This window comes from Luteimicrobium xylanilyticum, from assembly GCF_009429125.1.
GTDB lineage: Bacteria > Actinomycetota > Actinomycetes > Actinomycetales > Cellulomonadaceae > Luteimicrobium > Luteimicrobium xylanilyticum.
Window position 1 is genome coordinate 2022139 of sequence record NZ_CP045529.1, and the last position, 18939, is coordinate 2041077.

An 18939-nucleotide genomic window follows, 5' to 3' on the forward strand; every position below is an offset into this window, starting at 1 on the left:
GAAGAGGGGGAGAGAAGAGATGACGGCAAAGCGGTCAGCAATCTCACTAAAGGAACTCCGACACGCATGCACTGAGGTGCTCGAACATCTTGAAGCATCAATGGGGGAGGAAATTGACCTCTCGCACCAGGACCTCTTTTGGACCGTTGAGTTCGATGAAGCGTTCCAGTTCGAGTCAGATCCGCCGCTGCCGGGAGTAGGCCAGACTTCAGAGTCGGTGGAATACCTACGTAGCACCCTTGAAGAAGGCGCGCGATTCTCATATCAGGCCGTCTGGCTTTCGCAGATAATGTTCGCTGTCGCCTGGGCGTGGCAGGTCTCAGAGCGGACGGAATAGATCTTCGCGTCTGAAGAGCCGTCGTAGAGAAGTTCGCCTAGCTCGGCAAGAGGGCCGTCTTGGAAGTTGACTTGGTTCACAACCGAATCTCCATACTGCCGGCGACTGCGCCTCTTGAACTGCGCCGCCGCCGCCGCCGTCTTCGTCGCCCGGTGCGCGTTCTTGCATCCCGAGCAACTCGCACTGGTAGCGATCCGATAATGTACGTTATGTCATTTCGATCGGATGATCCCACCCCTACCGGCTTGACGATTGAGCTCCGGACGGCCAGAGCGCCGTCTCACACGCTCGCTGTCCGGGCGTCCGTCATCGCTCCGAACCTGACGTCGTCGGTCGCGACCGTCCCCGCGCTGCGCCTCGGTGCCTGGTGGTTCTCCCAGGACAGGTTGGTGTGCGCGATGACGAGATCGGGCGTCGGTGTGCCGTACCCCGACAGATCGAGGTCCGTGTTCTCGAACGAGTCCGCACGTCGGCGGCGCGCCTTGTCGACGAGCGTCGCGACATTCGCGACCACGTCGTCGCGACGCTAGGCGACGCCCACCACACCTCGTTCCGGACGTCGATCACCACGAGTGCCGTAATGGGGACGGTCGACGAGCGTGCTCATGAGTGGGCTCCCCTCCGGGCGTGCGACGGACAACCGACGGCGCCGCGCCCCGGCTCTGACGCTCCTACCGGACGCGACGTGTCCGATTGATACTATTTTGTATATCTCAACACAACGGTCTCGCGACGATTCATGACTTCTCAGACGATCGGGCCTCCGCCCGCGATGTCGGACCCGTCCCCTACGGTCGACCCGTCCCGATGCACAGGAGGTTCTCGTGGCCGCGCCACCCCGCGTCGTCCGGCTCACCGTCGCCGAGGCCGTCCGCCGCTACCGCACGGTCGTCGACTCCGAGACCTTGCGCGGCATCCTCTCCCCCACGACGCGCGACACCTACACCCGTGACCTGCGCGAGTTCTCCGTCCTCGCGGGCCCCGATCGCATCCTCGACGACATCTCCGGTGAGGATCTCGACGACGTCCTCGTGCGCTACCAGCTCGCCCCCGACGCGCGCTACGGCGACCCTGCGGGCAAGCCGGGCGGCCCCGGCAAGTCGACCGCGACCGTCAACCGCTTCCGCCAGTCCGTCTCGCGCTTCTTCACCCACGCCACGAAGCACGCCTGGGTCCAGGCCAACCCCTTCCTGTGGGCCGCTCCTCCGGCCCGGACGCGCGGCGGCCTGCGAGTCGAGCGTACGGCTCTGCCTGCGTCGTCGGCCAAGGCCCTGCTGGACGCGACGGAGGGTGCCATGCACGAGCAGCCCGTGCGCCGCGACCAGGACCTCGCGATCCGGGACCGGCTCGTGATCGCCCTCCTGCTCGTCCTCGGCCCGCGCGTCTCCGAGCTGGTCCGCACCGACCTCGACGACGTCGTCCGCGAGCCTGGCGCGGCGCGCTGGCGGATCCGCGGCAAGGGAGGCTCGGTCCGCACCGTGAGCCTCTCGGCGCCCCTCGAGGAGGCGCTCGGCGACTACCTCGCGACCCTCCGCCCGACCCTGCTCGCTCGCGGCGACGTCACGGCCGACGCCCAGCGCGCGCTCCTCCTGAGCTGGCGTGGCCGCCGCATGGACGCCCAGTCCGTCCGTGCCCTCCTCACCCGCGCGATGGGGCGCGTCCCCGGGGACCTTCGCCGGGGTGCCACGCCCCACGCGCTGCGGCACACGACCGCGACCCTGCTCGTGGCGCACGGCTGGGACGTCAAGGTCGTCGCGGAACTCCTGGGGCACGCGTCGATCGCCACGACGGGCGTGTACCTCGACCGGATCGAGGGCGAGCTCGCGGCGGCGATCGCCTCGCACCCCCTCACGATGCGCTCGGAGGCACCGGGCGGCGCGGCGACCGACGAGCCACCCGTCCTCCCGGTCAGCGATCCCGGTACTGCTGCGGGCTGAGCCCGTGCACCCGCTTGAACGCGGCGCTGAGCGCGAACGGGGTCGCGTAGCCCACGCGCCGGGCCACCGTCTCGAGCGTCGCGTCGGACGACGACAGCAGGTCCGCGGCCAGCGCGAGCCGCACACCCGTGAGATAGCCGAGCGGCGTCTCCCCGACCAGCTCGCGGAACCGTCGCGCGAACGCGGCGCGCGACATCCCCGCCCGCCGCGCGAGCGCCTCCACGGTCCAGGCGTGGGCGGGTTCGTCGTGGATGACCGCGAGCGCCCGTCCGACGTCGGGGTCGTGGGCGGCGCGGAGCCAGCCCGGCCGGTCCGTGTCCGGCATCGCGAACCAGTCCCGCAGCGCGGTCACGAGCAGCAGGTCGAGCACCCGGTCGAGGACGACCTCCTGCCCGGGCTCGTCGCGGTCGAGCTCGTCGTCGAGCACGCCCACGAGCCGCCGCGCGGCGCCGGCCGGCCCGAGGACCGCGAGCGGTGGCAGGCCGGCGAGGATGCGCCGGCTCGTGGCGTCGGGTAGCGGGTAGGTGCCGACGAGCATCCGCGCCTCGCCCGGGACCGCGGTGCCCCACGCGCGCAGTCCGAGGGTCATGCGCTCGGTCATGGGCTCGCCCGCCGGCGTCCGGCACACCTGGCCCGGGTGCACGACGACGTCCGGTGGGGCCCCGGGGACGTGCGCCATCGTGTACGGGACGGGTCCTGGCACGACGACGACGTCGCCGGGCCCGAGCGTGACGCGCGGTCCTGCGTCGGACTCGAACGAGGCGGTGCCGTGCGTGACGGCGACGACGGTCGCGGGGGCTTCGTCGGCGACCCGCACCGACCAGGGCGGGTCGAACGACGCTCGCAGCAGGAACGCCCCCCGGGCGCGAGGGCCGTCGAGCAGGGCGGTCAGCGGGTCCACCCCGTCACCGTAGACGCTCGCGTATGGGGGTGAGCGTCTGGCCCATGTCGGCGCGTCGTCGATGCCGGTTGACTCGTCGCAGGGCGGTCGAAAGGGCCGCCGACTCACCACCAAGGAGCTGCCGTGCGTCCTCTGACCGCCGTCCTGACCTGCCTGACCGTCCTTTCCGCCGGTGCGATGGCCGGCACGTTCTTCGCCTTCGCGGTGGGTGTGATGCCGGGGCTGTCCGCGGCGAGCCCGGCGACGGCCGTCTCGGCGATGCGCCACATCAACGCTCGGATCGAGAACCCGCTCTTCCTCGCCGTGTTCATGCTCGTGCCCGTCTTCGCCGCGGTCGCGGGGTTCCTCGCGCTGCGCTCGGGCCAGCGCACCGCGGGGCTTCTGCTGCTCGTGGCGGCGGCCGTCTACGTCGTCGGGACGATCGTCACGACGGGCGCGGTGAACGTCCCGCTCAACCAGACGCTCGCGGCTGCGTCGCCGCACGCCGACCCGGCCGCCGTCTGGGCGAGCTTCGTGGGGCGGTGGAACACGGGCAACGCGGTACGCGCGGTCGCCTCGACCGTCACGCTCCTGCTCGCCGCCTGCGCTTTCGCGGGGCGGACTGCCGCGCCGAGGGCGGGGTCCGCAGCCGAGAGCGTCACAGACGCGGTCATGACCCTGGCCCGCTGAGCGTGTCCGGTCAGACAGCCGGGGGCGTCGAGCCGAGGGCCGTGCGTCGAGCGACCGTCAACGGCAGGAGGACCCACAGCCCGAACAGCCCGCACAGCGCCACTCCCCCGGCGACCGCCCCGGCGAGCGGCGAGATCACCACGTCGAAGAGGAAGAACACGCAGCCGACGATGGTCAGGCCGAGCGCGAGCAGGCCGAGCCGGGCGAGGCGGTGCCCGAGCACCACGGTCTCGCGCTTGAGCTGTCTCCGGAACAGGAACCGGTGCAGGCTCACCGGCGCCACGAGCAGCCCGATCGCCGTCGTCGAGAGCGCGACGAGCACGAGGTAGGTCACGACCTCGAGGTCGTCCAGGCGCCCGAAGCGCTGCTGGAACGGGACGGTCAGGAGGAACCCGGTGAGGACCTGGGCGCCGGTCTGCGTGACCCGCAGCTCCTGCAGGAGCTCGTTCCAGTTCCGGTCGAGCCGCTCGGCCACGGTCTCGTGGCGGCCGGCGTCGTCGGGCGCCCATGGACCCTCGTCAGGTCCCTCGTCCCCGGCCGTGCCGCCGGGCGCAGCGTCGTCGCGCACGATCCCACGCTATCCGTCGGTTCGGGCCGACGGCGCGACGAGGCCCGACTCGTACGCCGCGACAACGAGCTGGGCTCGGTCGCGCGCCCCCAGCTTCGTCAGGAGCCGGCTCACGTGCGTCTTCACCGTGGTGACCTCGACGACGAGCTCGGCGGCGAGCTCGGCGTTCGACCGGCCACGAGCGACGAGGGCGAGCACCTCCTTCTCGCGCTCGGTCAGGCCGGCCAGGCGGCCGTCGTCGGGCGCCGGCGCTGCCGGTGCCTGCCGGACGAACGCCGACACCAGTTGCGTCGTCACGCTCGGCGCGAGGAGCGACTCCCCCGCCGCGACGACACGGATCGCGTCGAGCAGGCGCTCGGGCGGCGTGTCCTTGAGCACGAATCCGCTCGCGCCGGCCCGCAGCGCCTGGAACACGTGCTCGTCGTGGTCGAACGTCGTCACGACGAGCACGCGCGGACCGTCGGGCTCGTTCGCGAGGTAGCGGGTCGCCTCGAGACCGTCCATCACGGGCATGCGCAGGTCCATGAGCACCACGTCGGGGCGCAGTGCCCGAGCCTGCCGTACCGCGTCCGCGCCGTGGGACGCCTCGCCCACGACCTCGAGGTCGGGCGCCGACGCGACGAGCGCACGGAAACCCGCCCGGACCAGGGCCTCGTCGTCGACGACGAGCACCCGCGTCTGCGCGGCCATCTCGCTCGCCGACCGGTCGTCAGGCATCAGGAGGCTGGGCTCGTCCGGCACGCTCCCCAGTATGGTGCGTGCCCGCCTGCTCGCCCGGGACGGGCCCGAACACGGCCTCCACGCGCCAGCCGCCGCCGTCGAGCGGACCGGCGCTCGCACGCCCACCGTGCAGCGCGACTCGCGCGCGGATGCCCTCGACGCCCAGCCCGGACCCGGCGAGCGCTGACGAAGGTGAGGTGCCGTCGGCATCCGCGGCTCCGGTGTCCTCGACGGTGACCACGAGCGGATCAGCGCGGCGGATCTCGACGCGCACGTCGGCCCTCGGTGCGTGCTTGACGACGTTCGTGAGCGCCTCCTGGACGACCCGATACGCGGACGTCTCGAGGAGCCGGTCGTAGGTCGCCTCGCCCTCGGTCCTCAGCTCGACCGTCAGTCCGGCGTCGGCGACGGAGGCCGCGAGGGCGGGGACGTCGTCGAGCGTGGGCTCGGACACGGGCGCGTCTCCACCGACGTCCCGGAGCCCGGCGAGGACACCGCGGAGCTCGGACAGCGCCCTACGGCTGGTGTCTTCGATCGTGGCGAGCGCGGCTCGCGCCTGCTCCGGGTCGTCGTCGAGGAGGAGCCTGCCCACGCCTGCCCGGACCGCGACCAGCGACAGGGTGTGGGACACGACGTCGTGGACGTCGCGGGACACGCGCAGCCGCTCCTCGGCACGGACCCGCGCGTCGGCCTCGCGGGCGAGCCGCGCCTCCTCGGCGGCGAGTGCCGCCGCGAGCCGGCGCCGGGTCCGCACGACGTCGCCGACGAACCACCCCGCACCGGCGACGAGGAGCTGGACGATGTCCTGGTCCCGGTCCGGCTGCACGAAGTACGAGACAAGGTCGGCCGCGCTCACGGTGATCGCGGCGGTGGCGACGGCGAGGATCGCGGTCCGGCGCGGCAGCCGGACCGCGCAGACGTAGGCGGCGATTCCGAGGGCGGGGCCGAGGTCGCTCACGAACGGCGTCACCCGGACGCCAGTGAGGGCCGCGGCGACGAGACCGGCACTGACGAGGGCGAGCGCGGGGACGGGTGCGCGAGGCGCCCAGGCCAGCGGGGCCGCCACGAGCAGCCCCAGCAGGGGGGTCGCGAGGGGGTGGGCGTCGGACGGCGGCGATGCCAGGACCGGCACGGTGAACAGCGCGAACGTGGCCACGGCCAGAGCGACGTCGAGCCACGGCCCGGCCCGGTGCCGCCGGGTGGTCGGGGGCGCGACGAGGAGGGTCATGGCACCGACCCTAGGGTCGCGGCCCGGCGGCGTCGTCCTCCTCGAGGACGACGAGCCGCGTCATCCTCCGGGACGGTCTGCGCCCGGCGTCGTCCTCCGGGACGACGCCGGGCTCCGTCCGCGAGCAGGACGTCCTCTCGCAGGACCGGGCGGGAGGCTCGAGCCATGAACACACCGAACCGGCTCTCCCGTCCGATCGTCCTCACGTCCGCCGCGCTGTTCGCCGCCGGGATCGTCTCGGGCGCGGGCATCTACGCCCGTCGCAGCGACACCCCAGAGGTCCACCACGGCGACACGTCGGCCTGGACCGTGCACCTCATCCTCACGGCGCTCGCGGTCGCGGTGGTCGCTCTGCTCGCGGTCCGTGGCTGTCTCGTCCGGTCCGTGCGGGTCCCGTTCACCCGGGCCGCGGGCGCGCGTGTCCGGCTCACGCTGCGCGAGGCCGTCCGGAGCCCCGGCGCGGCTGTCCGCACCGTCGTCTCTCTGCCGTTCGCGTGGATCTTCCTGTTCGGGATCTTTCGGGCAGGCGAGCAGGTGATCGCAGGGCTCGACCCGAACTTCACGGCGAACGCGTGGGGCGGTCCGTCGTACCTCGGTGCGATGTACTGCCACTACCTCGATGTCGTGCTCCTGATGGCGGTGGCCGCCCTCGCCCTCCACGGGCTGCTCCTGCGGCCCGCCGCCGTGCGGACGCCGTCGGGCATGGGCAAGGTGGAGACGAGGTGATCGCCGCGACCGGCGCACCGGGCCCAACCATCCACCGGGAGGCGGACCATGCCGAAGCGCAGCCCTGGACCGAGCGTCAAGGACAAGAAGCTGTACGAGGAGCTCCGCGACGAGGGGAACTCGAAAGAGAAGAGCGCACGCATCGCGAACGCAGCCGCCGGGAGCTCGCGCTCGAAGGTCGGCAAGAAGGGCGGGGAGTCCGGGTCCTACGGGGACTGGACGGTTGCCGACCTGCGCAAACGGGCCTCCGAGATCGGGATCGAGGGCCGCTCGTCGATGAAGAAGGCCGAGCTGGTCAAGGCGCTACGGAACCACTGACCGGGCTGTGAGCGGCGGCGAGACGTGAACGCTCTCGCCGCCTGCTCAGCGCCTTGACGGCTTCGACGAAACCGAACACCGCCACGGCCAGGAGGAGCGGGACCCACCAGCCGCGCCAGCCCACGGACGCCGAGTCGAAGACCGTGTGCATGAAGGGCACGTAGACGAAGAGCAGCTGCAGCACGACGAGCGCACCGGCCGAGATCCACAGGACGCGGTTGCCGCGCAGCACGTCGAGCGTGAGGCTCGAGCGGCCGAGGAACCGGCAGTTGAACAGGTAGGCGAGCTGTCCGAGGACGAGGGTCGTGACGGCGGTGGTCTGCGCCTGCGCGACGCTCATGTTGCCCGCCCGCTCGGTGAAGAACACGACGAGGGTCGCCCCGCCGATGACGGCGGAGACGAGCAGGATCCGGCCGAGGGCCGCTCTCCCGACGAGCGACTCGTCCGGGTCACGCGGCGGCCGGTCCATGATGCCCGGCTCGGCCGACTCGTACGCGAGCGCGAGGGACAGCGTGACGGCGGTGACCATGTTGACCCAGAGCACCTGGACGGGCGTGAGGGGCAGCGTCAGCCCGAACAGGACGGCCACGAGGATGACGAGGGCCTGCGCGCCGTTGGTCGGCAGCAGGAAGAGGACCGACTTGCGGACGTTGTCGTAGATCCGGCGCCCCTCCTCGACCGCTCGCTCGATGGTCGCGAAGTTGTCGTCCGCGAGCACGACGTCGGCGGCCTCCTTGGTCGCCTCGGTCCCCTTGATCCCCATCGCGACCCCGACGTCGGCCTGGCTGAGGGCAGGGGCGTCGTTCACGCCGTCTCCCGTCATGGCGACGACCTGGCGGTGCGCCTGGAGGGCCGAGACGATCCGGATCTTGTGCTCGGGGCTCGTGCGCGCGTAGACGTCGACGTCCAGCACGACGGCGCGCAGCTGCACGGTCGAGAGGGCCTCGAGCTCGGCTCCGGTCAGGACCGCGGGGGCGGTGTCCTCGTCGGGCGTGCCTGGTCCGAGGGGTCGGCCGGCGCTGTCGAGGATGCCGAGCTCCTTGGCGATCGCGACGGCCGTCCCGGGGTGGTCGCCGGTGATCATCTTGACCGCGATGCCCGCGCGGTGGCAGTCCGCGATGGCCACGACGGCCTCCGGCCGCGGCGGGTCGACGATCCCGATCAGCCCGCAGAGCTCGAGCTCGTGGAGGTCGTCGTCGTGGACGCCGCGCGCGCCGTCGGGCGCCGTTCGGCGGGCTGCGGCGAGGACGCGCAGGCCGCGTGCCCCGAGTGCCTCCACCTCGCCCTCCCAGAACGCCGGATCGAGCGGCTCGGCCGTGCCGTCCGCGCCCACCTGGCTCGCGCACCGGGCGAGCACCCGGTCCGGCGCACCTTTGACGTGCACGACGGCGCCGCTCCCCCGGGCGTCGAGCGTCGCCATGTACTTGACCGCGGAGTCGAAGGGCACGACCGCGACGCGGTCCCAGCCGGCACCGTCCTCGCCCGCCTTGAGCGCGAGCGTGCGCAGGGCGCCCTCCGTGGGCTCGCCGACCAGGGCCCAGCCGCCGGCGCCCGGGACGACCTCGGCGTCGTTGCACAGGGCCACCGCCTCGACGACGGAGCGAAGGTCAGGGTGGTCGCCCAGCGCCGCCTGCACCCCGCCCGACGACGTCACAGCGCCCTCCGGCGCGTACCCGGCGCCGTCGACGTCGAAGGTCCCGTCAGCGGTCCGCACGACCCGTGCCGTCATCTCGTTCTTGGTGAGCGTGCCCGTCTTGTCAGAGCAGATCGTCGTGACCGCCCCCAGCGTCTCGACCGACGGCAGGCGTCGGGTGATCGCGTTGCGCCGAGCCATCTGCTGGACGCCCAGCGCGAGCGTGATGGTCACCAGTGCGGGCAGGCCCTCGGGCACCGCCGCGACCGCGAACCCGATCGACGCCGACAGGAGCTCGTCGACCGAGAAGTGGTGCAGGGTGTGCCCGATCACGGCCATGACCACGCCGAGCACGAGGATGAGGAGCGCGATCGCGGTGCCGAACCGCCCGAGCTGCCGGGTCAGCGGTGTCGACAGCTCGTCGGCCTCGGCCACGAGGCCCTGGATCCGCCCGAGCTCGGTCGAGGCTCCCGTCTCGACGACGACCCCCGAGCCCGTGCCGGCCACGACGATCGTGCCGGAGAACAGCATGCTGCTGCGGTCGCCGACACCGGCCTGCGGGTCCACCGGGACGGGGTCCTTCTCGGTCGCCAGCGCCTCGCCCGTCAGGGCGGACTCCTCGACGCGGAGGTTCGTGGCCTCGAGCACCCGCACGTCGGCGGGGACGCGCTCCCCCGGCCGCACACGCACGACGTCGCCGGGGACCACGTGCGCCGCGTCGACCGTCGCCCACGCGCCGTCGCGCAGCACCTCGGCCGAGGGCGAGAGCATCTGGCGGATGCCCTCCAGCGCGCTCTCCGCCCGCCCCTCCTGGATGAACCCGACCGCGGCGTTCACGACGGCGACGAGCAGGATGATCGTGAAGTCGATCCACTCGCCGAGGATCGCCTTGAGCCCGGCGGAGACCAGCAGGACGTACACGAGGACGTCCTGGAACTGGGCGAGGACCCGCCGCCAGAGCGGCGGTCGCTCGGGCGGCGGGAGCTCGTTCGGGCCGACGTCGGCGAGGCGTCGAGCGGCGGACGCCGAGCCGAGACCGCCGGCGCTCGAGCCGAGCTCGGCCGCGACCTCGGGGGCCGGCCTCGCCCAGGGGGTCGCGACCGCCCGGGTGGCGGCGGTGGGTGCGGGCGGCGGGGCGGGCACGGCGGTCACGTCCTCATTCAAGACCGCGAAGCGGGGCCCCGCACCCGGCGCCGTCGGCGGCGTCGGGTGCGGGGCCGAGCAGGCGGTCGCCCGTCAGCGGTGGTTCGCGATCGTGAAGTGCACGACCTTCTCGCTCGTCACGCCGTCGTGCCCGACGACGTCGATCTTGAGCTGGTACGCGCCGTCCGGGTAGTCGCGCGTGTCGAGGACGAGCGTCGGCCGCTTGCCGGCCTGCGTGCTCCCCGGCGCCTTGGTGTTGTCGGTGAGCCAGCGGCCGCCCTGGTTGAGCTCGATGTAGGTGTACTTCGGCTCGACGTTCGTCGTGACCTTGACCGTCACCCTGCCCTTGAGCCGGGCACCGTCGCTCACGTTGACGTTGTCGACGGTCGCCTCTTCGGGCGCGGGCTTGTCGGCGTCGAGGCGCAGCGCGTCGCGGATCGTGAAGAACAGGTCCGTCTGGTCCGTCAGCCCGACGACGTTCGCCGCCCGCGGACCGTAGCCCGCGACCCGGACCTGGGTGCCCGTGTGGTCCTGCGAGCCTCCCTCGTCGGCCGTCCCGTACGCGACGGTGAGCGGCTGGTCGTCGGCGGTCACGAGCGTGCGGGTCAGGCCCGGTGTCGTGGTCCCCGGGTAGACGATCTGGCTCGAGTGGCCGTGGTCGGCGGTCACGACGACGAGCGTGTGGCCGTCCTTCTTCGCGAAGTCGAGCGCGGCCTGCACGGCCTCGTCGAGGTCGACGGTCTCACCGATCTGGCCGCACGGGTTCGCGGCGTGGTCCTGCTTGTCGATGCTCGCGCCCTCGACCTGGAGGAAGAAGCCCTTCTTCGCGCCCCGGTCGTCGAGCAGCGAGATGGCCTTCGACGTCATGTCGGCGAGCTTCGGCTGGGTGGCGGGCAGCGCGGGGTTCGCCGTGCAGCGCACGGGGGTCTCGGCGCCGCCGGTGTGCGTGGCGAGCGGCCCGGACCACCGGGTCGCGAAGTTGCCGTCGGCGAACAGGCCCAGGACCGGGGTCTTCTGGTCGGCGGTCGCGACCTTGGCGAGACCGGCGGCGTCGGTCACGACCTGGTAGCCGCGCGCCTTCGCCTGGTCCAGCAGCGTCTTGCCCTGCCACTGGCCGGCCTTCGCGGTCTCGCGGAACGACGCGGCGCCGCCCCCGAGGGTGACGTCCGCGCGCGCCCCGAGGAGCTGTTCGGTGATCGAGCCGGCGCCGCCGTTCTCGAGCGCGTTCTCCGGGCACTTCTTCGTGGTCGACGACGGCGCGTAGCAGCCGCGCTCGGACACGTGCGCCACCTGGACGGCCGGGGTGGCGTCCTGGAGCTCCGCGGTCGTCACGTCGCCCGTGCGCAAGCCGTTTGCCCGCGCGATCTCGAGGAGGCTGCGCTGCGCGTCGCCGTCGACGTCGACCGAGATCGCGCCGTTGTAGGTCTTGGTGCCGGTCGCCCACCCCGAGCCCGACGCCGCGGAGTCGGTCACGTAGTCGGGCCGGCCGTTGCTCCGGTCGAGCGAGTAGGTCGTGTACTGGCCGGTGAGGGGCAGCGCGTCGATCCCGGGCAGCCGCCCGGCCGCGCCGTACTGGTAGTCGCGGGCGAGCGTGATCTCGGAGTCGCCCATCCCGTCCCCGATCAGCAGGATCACGTTGCGGGCGGCTCCGCCCTTGACCTCGTGCTTGATCGACGACGTCTGGTCGCCGTCGAGACGGCGGGCGTCTCCGTGCCCGGTCAGGTCGGTGCCGAGCGCGGTGGCCGCCGTCGTGGCGACGGCGAGCCCTCCGACGAGTGCCATGGCGAGGCCGGCACGACGGCCGGCGCGGGTCGGGCGCATGATGTCCCTTTCGACTGGTCGGTGCGGCAACGTCTGCCGCCCGACCAGTCGACCGGACCGAGGTGTCCCCCGGCCGACGCCGCGGCGTCGGCGGGGTGAACGATGTGGAGCGCCTGTGAGCCCGGGGCGCGAGCGCGGTCAGCGATCCGCGTCGGCTGCGTCCTCCTCCGGTCGGGGCGCGACCGTCTCGTCCCGCTCGAGCACCGGGGCGTCGCCGAACTCCGGGTGCGCGAGCTCGAGCTCGTGCGCCACGAGGGGAGCACGGGCCGCGGGGTCCGGCTCGACGTCCAGGGCCGCGCCGTCGTCGGACAGGTCGACGACGGTCCAGCCCCAGCCCCCGCCAAGCCCCTCCGGCCCGAGCTGACGGAGCACGGAACCCCGGCCGATCGGGGACAGCAGAGCGTCGTGGATCGGCACCACGACCGTGGGCTGCAGCGCCCGCACCCAGTCGACGACCTCGGCGAGCTTGAGCCAGGGGCCGGACACGGGCGTCAGCACGACGTGTACCCGCGCCCCGTGCGGCAGCTCCACGAACGCGTCCCCGGGGTGCAGGACGGCTCCGTCGACGACGTACCCCACGTTCGCGATCCGCGGCAGGTCCGCGTGGATCGTCGCGTGCGTGCCGCCCACGACGTCGACGTCGTGGCCCAGGACCCGCAGCGCCGTCCCGGGGACGGCCTCGTGGAGCCGCTGCAGCTCGACGCCGCGCGTCTGGAGGGCGGCGACGACGGCCGCAGGCGCCCAGACCTCCACGTGCGGCCGCTCGGCCAGGGCGGTGAGCAGCGGTTCGATGTCGACGTGGTCCGCGTGCTCGTGCGTGACGAGCACCGCGTCGACCGACGCGAGGGCGTCGGGCGACGAGAAGGCGCCCGGGTCGATCACGAGTGCACCGGAACGGTCGGTCAGGCGGGCGCAGGCATGGCCCAGGATCTCGAGCTTCATGCCCCTATCGTCCGCCTCGGCGGTCCGTGGGGCGCGTCGGTCCGGTCACCGGACCGACGCCGGGTCAGCTCGCGCTACGTGCCCGACGACGCGCGGCGAGCTCGTCCTCGACGTCCGACGTGGCGTCCTCGAGGCTCTCCGTCGGCAGCTCCGCGAGCGTCCCCTCGACCTCGCGCCACACCCGACCGACCGCGATGCCGAAGACCCCCTGCCCGCCCTGGACCAGGTCGATGACCTCGTCGGCGGACGTGCACTCGTAGACGCTCGCGCCGTCGCTCATCAGGGTGATGCCCGCGAGGTCGTTCACGCCGCGCTCGCGCAGCGTCTGCACGGCGGTCCGGATCTGCTGCAGCGAGACGCCCGTGTCCAGGAGACGCTTGACGATCTTCAGGACGAGGATGTCCCGGAAGCCGTACAGGCGGTGCGACCCGGAGCCCTGCGCCGACTTGACGCTGGGCTCGACGAGTCCGGTGCGCGCCCAGTAGTCGAGCTGGCGGTAGGTGATCCCCGCCGCCCGGCAAGCCGTCGGGCCGCGGTAGCCGATCGACTCGTCCTGCTCCGCGATCGCGTCACCGAACAGGAGTCCCTGGGCACCCTGCGGCACGGGTGCGCTGGTCGCGCCCGCCTCACCCTTGCTGCTCATGCTGTGCCTCCTACCGGGCCCTGCGTCCTCGGCCTGCTCGCGGCGCCTCGATGGCGCCGGGGCCGCTCGACTCCCATCCACGCTAGGGGTGGCAGGGGGGTCGGTCAACGACCGCGCCTCTCAGCGTATCGGGCGTGTCGCGACATCGCCGTCCGACGTCCACAGCCGGAGCCTCGACCGGAGGTTCCGGCTCGGTCTCCAACTCTCACCCTCCACCTGAGGGTCGCCGCGTGCGGGCTTCGCTCCGGCAGCTCCTCCTTCGACCTCGACCTGAGGTCGAAGGTACGGTCACGGGCCGAAGTCCTCCGGCTCGACCCCGTCCAGGAAGGACCGGAACCGCTCGACCTCACGCGCGCCGTCGTCGTCGACGACCTCCACGCCGGCCCGTGCCACGACCTCCGCAGCACACAGCACCGGCGCACCCGTCCGCACCGCCAGAGCGATCGCGTCCGAGGCGCGCGAGTCCACCCGCTCCCCGTTGGACAGTGCCAGCTCGGCGAAGAACACGCCGTCCCTCAGCGCCACCACCTGGGTGCTCTCCAGGAGCACGCCCGTCGCCCGCAGGACGTCGCGCAGCAGGTCGTGCGTCATCGGACGAGGCGGCACCACACCGGCCTGGGCGCTCGCGATGGCCGACGCCTCCCGCGGGCCGATCGCGATCGGCACCACCAGCCCGGAGCGCGCGTCGAGCAGCAGCACGACGACCTCCTGGTCGCCGAGCTGGCGCACGCCCAGGACGTCGACAGGAACCATGGGGTCGTCACCGGCCATCACTCCACCGTACGACGGCCGCCCGCCGACGGGAATGACGACCGCGTCACGCGAGGTCGGTGATCTCCTGACGCAGCCACGCGGCGTGCAACCGGACGAAGAGGTCGCCGATCTCGTCCGCCGTCTCGTCCGCACGCGCCCGGGCCGCGGGCGACTGCTGGCTCCGCAGCGGCGCGACCACCTGCCGGGCGAGCGCGACCTCACGGTCGAGGGCCGTGCGCAACGACCGCAGGTGGCGCGGCTCGATGCCGTACCGCCCGAGCGCGCTCGCCGCCCGGAGGATCTCGGTGGCCGTCTCGTCGAGGCGCCCGCCGGGGCCGGGCCGCAACACGCCCGCGGAGACGAGCCCGTCGACGAGCGCCCGGTCGATCTCGGTCTCGGGCTCGCCGGGCGCGGGGGCCACCGGCGCCGGGCGCTCCCCGCCTTCCGGCGCGCGCACCTCGCGGACACGCGGCTCGTGGCTGCGCGTCGCGGGACGACCGAGCTCGATCTCACCGGCGTCGAGCTCCTCGAGGCGGTCCTTGATCACCTTGAGCGGCAGATAGCGCTCACGCTGCTCGACGAGGACGAAACGGATCCGCTCGACGTCCGCCGGACTGTACTGGCGGTAGCCCGCCGCCGTCCGCACCGGCTCCACGAGCCCCTGCTCCTCGAGGAACCGGAGCTTGGAGTGGCTGACCGACGGGAAGTCGTCCCGGAGCGCGCGCAGCACGTCCGAGATGCGCATCGTCGGTGTCCGCGCCACACCGGGCGGCCAGGCCCGCAGACCACCACGCCCCGAGCCGACCGGGTCGTCGTCCCTCGCGAGCGCGGACGACGTGCTCACGCCTCGCCGCCCGTCCCCGCTGCCGCGGCACGGCTCTGGTAGTACGTCAGGCGGAACTTGCCGATCTGGACCTCGTCGCCCGTCGAGAGCGGGGCGGCGTCCACTCGGGCACGGTTCACGTAGGTGCCGTTGAGAGACCCGGTGTCGCGCACCGTGAAACGGCTGCCCTCGCGCACGAACTCCGCGTGCTTGCGCGAGACCGTCACGTCGTCCAGGAAGATGTCAGCGTGCTCGCTGCGGCCCGCGCTCACCCGGTCCGCGTCGAGGAGGATCCGCTCGACCCCGGCGCCGCCGCGCTGCATCACGAGGAGCGCCGAGCCAGGCGGGAGCGCCGCGATCGTCTCGGACTCCTCGTCGTTCGGACGGCGACGGCTGGCCGGCTCCTCCGGCATGTCCCCCACCTGGTCGGTGCGGTGGAAGCTGATGGTCGTGTCGCCGCCCCGAGGGTCCGTCGCGCCACCGCCGGAAACTGTCATTGCGCCTCCTCGGGACGTGGCACCGACCAGCACGGCCGGCGTGGGCGGAGGCTCCGCCCGTGACCGAAAAACCTACTACAACCTCAGGTGACAACAGTAGGCGGCGACGGCTGTCGCGCACAGCAGCGTCCGGCTGGTGTCACGGATCAGGACCCCGAACCGGTCGCCGCGGGCTTGGGCGTCGCGTACTGGGGCGTGCCCGGCTCGCGCGTGGCCGTCACCTCGACCTTCTTGGGGGTCGTGACCTCGGCCGTCGCGCCGGTGTTCCGGACGGCGGCCAGCGCGCCGCCCGGGATGCCGAGCGCCGGGGCGAGCGTGTCCGGATCGCCGATCGCCGTCCACACGTACGGCGACGCGAGCGGCTGGCCGTCCGCGACGAGAGTGTCGCCGTGGACCTCGAACCAGCTCGACGCGACGAGCCGGACGCCGTTGACCTGCACGGCCTCGGCTCCTGCGTTCCGCAGCTCCTCCAGGACGTTGAACATGGTCGCGGCTCCCACGACCTGGGTGCCCTGCTTGATCGTGAGGCGGATCCCCGTCCCCTCGGCGGGCAGCCGCCCCGAGAGGATGCCCTGGACCTCGGCCCGCTGGGTCGCGAGGTCGATCGCGGCCTGCTGGCTCCCGGAGCTGCTCTTGAGCTTGTCCCGCGTCGTGGTGAGCTCGCTCTGCTCCTTCTCCAGGGTCTGCGTCCGCTGCGTGACGTCGTCGAGCAGCCGGACGAGGTCCGACTGACGCAGCGACGACAGGTTGTCGGACTGGTTCTGGTGCACCTGGACGATGAGCGCGAACCCCAGCGCCGCGCACAGCACGGCGACGATGAGCTGGGAGGTGTTGAGCCGCGGACGCAGCAGGGTCCGCAGGCCGGACCAGCCGCGCAGGCCACCCGTCGACGCCGCGGACGGCGGCTGCTCCCGGGGCTCACGGTGCGCCGCGTGGTGGGCGACGTGATGCGCCGGGGCGGGGGCGTCGTCGTCGGGGCGCTCGGCCTCGGGCGCGCTCGTCGGTTCGGGCCTCGACTCGGCAGCCGTCGGGTCGACCGCGCCGGACTCCTCCGGCTCGTCAGCCGTGTCGGGTCTGTCGGGATCTTCGTCCCCCGGCGCGTCGTCGGGAGACTTCGGCTCCGGAGGCGGGGCGTCGGCGGTCGTCGTCGCGTCGTCGTGCTCCGCTGCGTCGTGCTCGGCTTCGTCGTTCGGGGGCGCGTCGCCGGACGCGGTGCTCGGCGCGGTGACCTCGGGCCCCGGCTCCGCCCGCTCCGGCTCGTTCGAATCCTTCGGCTCGCCCACGCGTCAGGCCTTGAAGATGTGGCGGCGGATCGCGGCCGCGTTGGAGAAGATCCGGATGCCCAGGACGACGACGACGGCGGTCGAGAGCTGCGACCCGACCCCGAGCTGGTCGCCGAGGAACACGATGAGCGCGGCGACCACGACGTTCGACAGGAACGACACGAGGAAGACGCGGTCGTCGAACATCCCGTCGAGCTTCGCGCGCAGCCCTCCGAACAGGGCATCGAGCGCCGCCACCACCGCGATGGGCAGGTACGGCTGCAACGACACCGGCACGGTGGGCTGCAGGACGAGACCGGCGACGACGCCGATCACGAGCCCGACAAAAGCGATCACTGCTGCCTCCTTCGATGGCTGCTCAGCCTAGCGGTTTCGCGTACTGCAGCGTCGACGGGCCGCCCCCGTCGAGATCGAGATGCTTCTCCGTCGCCACCGACGACTCGAGCCCGTACGACTCGCCGAGCACCTTGAGCTGGTCGGCGGCGTTCGACGCGGCGAACGTGCTCCGCAGGGTGTCGGGGTCTCCGATCGCCTGCACGTGGTACGGCGACGCGAGCCCGACGAAGTCGACGAGGATCGCGCTGCCCGCGCTCCGGATCGCGGTCGTGGACGTGAGGCGCTGGCCGTTGATCGCGACCGCCTCGGCGCCCGCCGCCCAGAGCGCGTTGACCACGTTCTGCAGGTCGGAGTCCTGCACCCGACGGTCGGGGTCGACGGTCCCGTCGTCCGCGACGGCGTCCGACGCGTCGGCGACGGTGACCGTGATCCCCGGCCCGGACACGGCGACCGCACCCGACGCCACGGTGTCGTCCTGGACCGTGGCGAGCAGGGACGGCGACTGCTCGGCGAGGGCCTGGGACTGGAGCGCGTTCACCTCGGCGCTCGTCGTGGCGATGCTGCGGCTCAGTGCGTCGGCCCGGTCCTGGCGTTCGGTGATCTGCTGCTGCAGGACGTTGCGAGCCTCCACGATGCTGGGCGACGGCGCGCGCAGGCTCTGCACCGCGACGACGGTCACGAGCCCGAGCGCGGCGGCGAGCAGGAGCGCGACCGTGCGACCCGGGACGGTCGGGCGGCCGCGGGTGCCGAGCTCGCGGGCGCGGGCCGCCTCGGCGTACCCCGGGTCGAGCGGATGGTTCATGACCTCCGTGAGGAGGGTCATGGACTCGTCGGGTCGTCGTGTCCCGCGCGGCTCCGTCGGGGTCGGGGCGCTCACGCCGTCGCACCCTGGGCGCCGTCAGGCCCGTCCGTGGAACGCAGGAGGCGAGCGGCGCCGCGCAGGTAGAGGAAACCGGCCCACCAGTACAGGCCCACGCCCCACCAGGCGAACGCCCACCCCGCGACGCCCGCGACCGTGCCGACCCAGCCGTCGATCTGGCCGAGCAGGAGGAGCGGGAACGCGTACATGAGCGTGAGCGTCGCGGCCTTCCCGATGAAGTTCACCGGCAACGGCCCGTAGCCCCGCCGCGCGAGCATCGGGAGCGTGAGGCCGACCGCGACCTCGCGCGCCAGCAGCACGACGACGAGCCACCACGGGATGATGTCGCGCAGCGCGAGGCCGAGGAGCGTCACGAGGATGAAGAGACGGTCCGCGGCCGGGTCGAGCACCTGCCCGAGCCTGCTCACCTGGTGCAGGCGCCGCGCGGCGACGCCGTCGAGCCAGTCCGACACGCCGGAGACCGCCAGCACGACGATCGCCCACACGTCGTGGTGCGTCGCGATGAGGATCGCGAAGACCGGCACCAGCAGGAGCCGGATCACGCTGATGAGGTTGGGAACCGTCAGGACCCGGTCCGTCGCCTCGTCCAGATCGCCCTTGTCGTCCGCCACCGGGCCAGTCTATGAGGTGCCGGCGGCCGTGACGTCGGCCACGTCGGCCGTTGGCCCGGCGGTACCGCGGGGGCCGTCCGGTACGATGGATCGACCCCCTTTCGCAGTCGTCGCCGTTCCTGGCTGGTGCTCGGTCGAAGACCGAGGCAACCGTCCGACTCCTCCGGGCC

The 18939-nt window shown here is 72.8% G+C and carries 20 protein-coding genes; 4 read left to right on the forward strand and 16 right to left on the reverse strand.

Going from position 1 to position 18939, the window contains the following annotated elements:
- Nucleotides 1–617: 617 nt before the first annotated feature.
- On the reverse strand, nt 618–851 hold the full coding sequence (locus KDY119_RS08965; protein WP_036950210.1) for a hypothetical protein: 234 nt from the start codon (nt 849–851) through the stop codon (nt 618–620).
- A 310-nt stretch (nt 852–1161) separates the two neighbouring features.
- Here KDY119_RS08965 and KDY119_RS08970 point away from each other — a divergent pair, with 310 nt between their 5' ends.
- Nucleotides 1162–2274, forward strand: a complete 1113-nt coding sequence (locus KDY119_RS08970) for a tyrosine-type recombinase/integrase (RefSeq protein WP_083890833.1) — start codon at nt 1162–1164, stop codon at nt 2272–2274.
- Here the strand turns inward: KDY119_RS08970 and KDY119_RS08975 are convergent.
- Entirely contained in the window at nt 2246–3175 is a 930-nt protein-coding gene (locus KDY119_RS08975; RefSeq protein ID WP_153022219.1) for an AraC family transcriptional regulator, read from the reverse strand. The two genes, KDY119_RS08970 and KDY119_RS08975, sit on opposite strands and share 29 nt — an antisense overlap.
- A 123-nt stretch (nt 3176–3298) precedes the next feature.
- On the opposite strand from KDY119_RS08975, the gene KDY119_RS08980 reads away from it, so the two are divergent.
- Nucleotides 3299–3844, forward strand: a complete 546-nt coding sequence (locus KDY119_RS08980; protein ID WP_227994586.1) for an anthrone oxygenase family protein — start codon at nt 3299–3301, stop codon at nt 3842–3844.
- Nucleotides 3845–3854: 10 nt separating this feature from the next.
- Here the strand turns inward: KDY119_RS08980 and KDY119_RS08985 are convergent, their stop codons facing one another.
- Genes KDY119_RS08985 through KDY119_RS08995 form a run of 3 tightly spaced genes read right to left on the reverse strand, consistent with a single transcriptional unit; the run spans nt 3855 to nt 6360 of the window.
- A complete protein-coding gene (locus KDY119_RS08985; RefSeq protein WP_051136552.1) occupies nt 3855–4412 on the reverse strand; it encodes a DUF6328 family protein in 558 nt (185 codons plus the stop codon).
- Nucleotides 4413–4421: 9 nt separating this feature from the next.
- Nucleotides 4422–5102 (reverse strand): response regulator, encoded by a 681-nt coding sequence (locus tag KDY119_RS08990; RefSeq protein WP_036950962.1) that lies wholly within the window; start codon nt 5100–5102, stop codon nt 4422–4424.
- Between the two features lie 19 nt (nt 5103–5121).
- Nucleotides 5122–6360, reverse strand: coding sequence for a sensor histidine kinase (locus KDY119_RS08995; protein ID WP_051136551.1), 1239 nt, complete (start codon nt 6358–6360; stop codon nt 5122–5124).
- Between the two features lie 165 nt (nt 6361–6525).
- On the opposite strand from KDY119_RS08995, the gene KDY119_RS09000 reads away from it, so the two are divergent.
- Complete coding sequence (locus tag KDY119_RS09000) at nt 6526–7086, forward strand: hypothetical protein (protein WP_051136550.1); 561 nt, start codon at nt 6526–6528, stop codon at nt 7084–7086.
- A gap of 48 nt (nt 7087–7134) precedes the next feature.
- The gene (locus KDY119_RS09005) at nt 7135–7404 is read left to right on the forward strand and encodes a DUF7218 family protein (RefSeq protein WP_036950208.1); all 270 of its coding nucleotides are present in this window, start codon (nt 7135–7137) and stop codon (nt 7402–7404) included.
- Here KDY119_RS09005 and KDY119_RS09010 read toward each other — a convergent pair.
- The 11 genes from KDY119_RS09010 to KDY119_RS09060 all read right to left on the reverse strand — a co-directional run bounded on the left by KDY119_RS09010 (nt 7382) and on the right by KDY119_RS09060 (nt 18769).
- Entirely contained in the window at nt 7382–10180 is a 2799-nt protein-coding gene (locus KDY119_RS09010; protein ID WP_153022715.1) for a cation-translocating P-type ATPase, read from the reverse strand. The two genes, KDY119_RS09005 and KDY119_RS09010, sit on opposite strands and share 23 nt — an antisense overlap.
- Nucleotides 10181–10273: 93 nt before the next feature.
- Complete coding sequence (phoA, locus tag KDY119_RS09015; protein ID WP_036950206.1) at nt 10274–12001, reverse strand: alkaline phosphatase; 1728 nt, start codon at nt 11999–12001, stop codon at nt 10274–10276.
- Between the two features lie 138 nt (nt 12002–12139).
- Entirely contained in the window at nt 12140–12943 is an 804-nt protein-coding gene (locus tag KDY119_RS09020; RefSeq protein WP_051136549.1) for an MBL fold metallo-hydrolase, read from the reverse strand.
- Nucleotides 12944–13007: 64 nt separating this feature from the next.
- Entirely contained in the window at nt 13008–13586 is a 579-nt protein-coding gene (locus KDY119_RS09025; RefSeq protein WP_036950204.1) for a MerR family transcriptional regulator, read from the reverse strand.
- A 288-nt stretch (nt 13587–13874) separates the two neighbouring features.
- The gene (locus KDY119_RS09030) at nt 13875–14357 is read right to left on the reverse strand and encodes a bifunctional nuclease family protein (protein ID WP_036950202.1); all 483 of its coding nucleotides are present in this window, start codon (nt 14355–14357) and stop codon (nt 13875–13877) included.
- Nucleotides 14358–14403: 46 nt separating this feature from the next.
- Complete coding sequence (gene ftsR / locus KDY119_RS09035; RefSeq protein ID WP_227994588.1) at nt 14404–15183, reverse strand: transcriptional regulator FtsR; 780 nt, start codon at nt 15181–15183, stop codon at nt 14404–14406.
- On the reverse strand, nt 15180–15659 hold the full coding sequence (locus KDY119_RS09040; RefSeq protein ID WP_051136548.1) for an FHA domain-containing protein: 480 nt from the start codon (nt 15657–15659) through the stop codon (nt 15180–15182). Before KDY119_RS09040 ends, ftsR begins: the two co-directional genes overlap by 4 nt.
- A 146-nt stretch (nt 15660–15805) precedes the next feature.
- On the reverse strand, nt 15806–16942 hold the full coding sequence (locus KDY119_RS09045; protein WP_153022220.1) for a DUF881 domain-containing protein: 1137 nt from the start codon (nt 16940–16942) through the stop codon (nt 15806–15808).
- Between the two features lie 3 nt (nt 16943–16945).
- Nucleotides 16946–17278 carry a small basic family protein gene (locus KDY119_RS09050; RefSeq protein ID WP_036950200.1) on the reverse strand — a complete coding sequence of 111 codons (333 nt, stop codon included), beginning with the start codon at nt 17276–17278 and terminating at the stop codon, nt 16946–16948.
- A 22-nt stretch (nt 17279–17300) separates the two neighbouring features.
- Entirely contained in the window at nt 17301–18155 is an 855-nt protein-coding gene (locus tag KDY119_RS09055) for a DUF881 domain-containing protein (protein ID WP_153022221.1), read from the reverse strand.
- Nucleotides 18152–18769 carry a CDP-alcohol phosphatidyltransferase family protein gene (locus tag KDY119_RS09060; RefSeq protein ID WP_227994589.1) on the reverse strand — a complete coding sequence of 206 codons (618 nt, stop codon included), beginning with the start codon at nt 18767–18769 and terminating at the stop codon, nt 18152–18154. Before KDY119_RS09060 ends, KDY119_RS09055 begins: the two co-directional genes overlap by 4 nt.
- Nucleotides 18770–18939 lie beyond the last annotated feature (170 nt).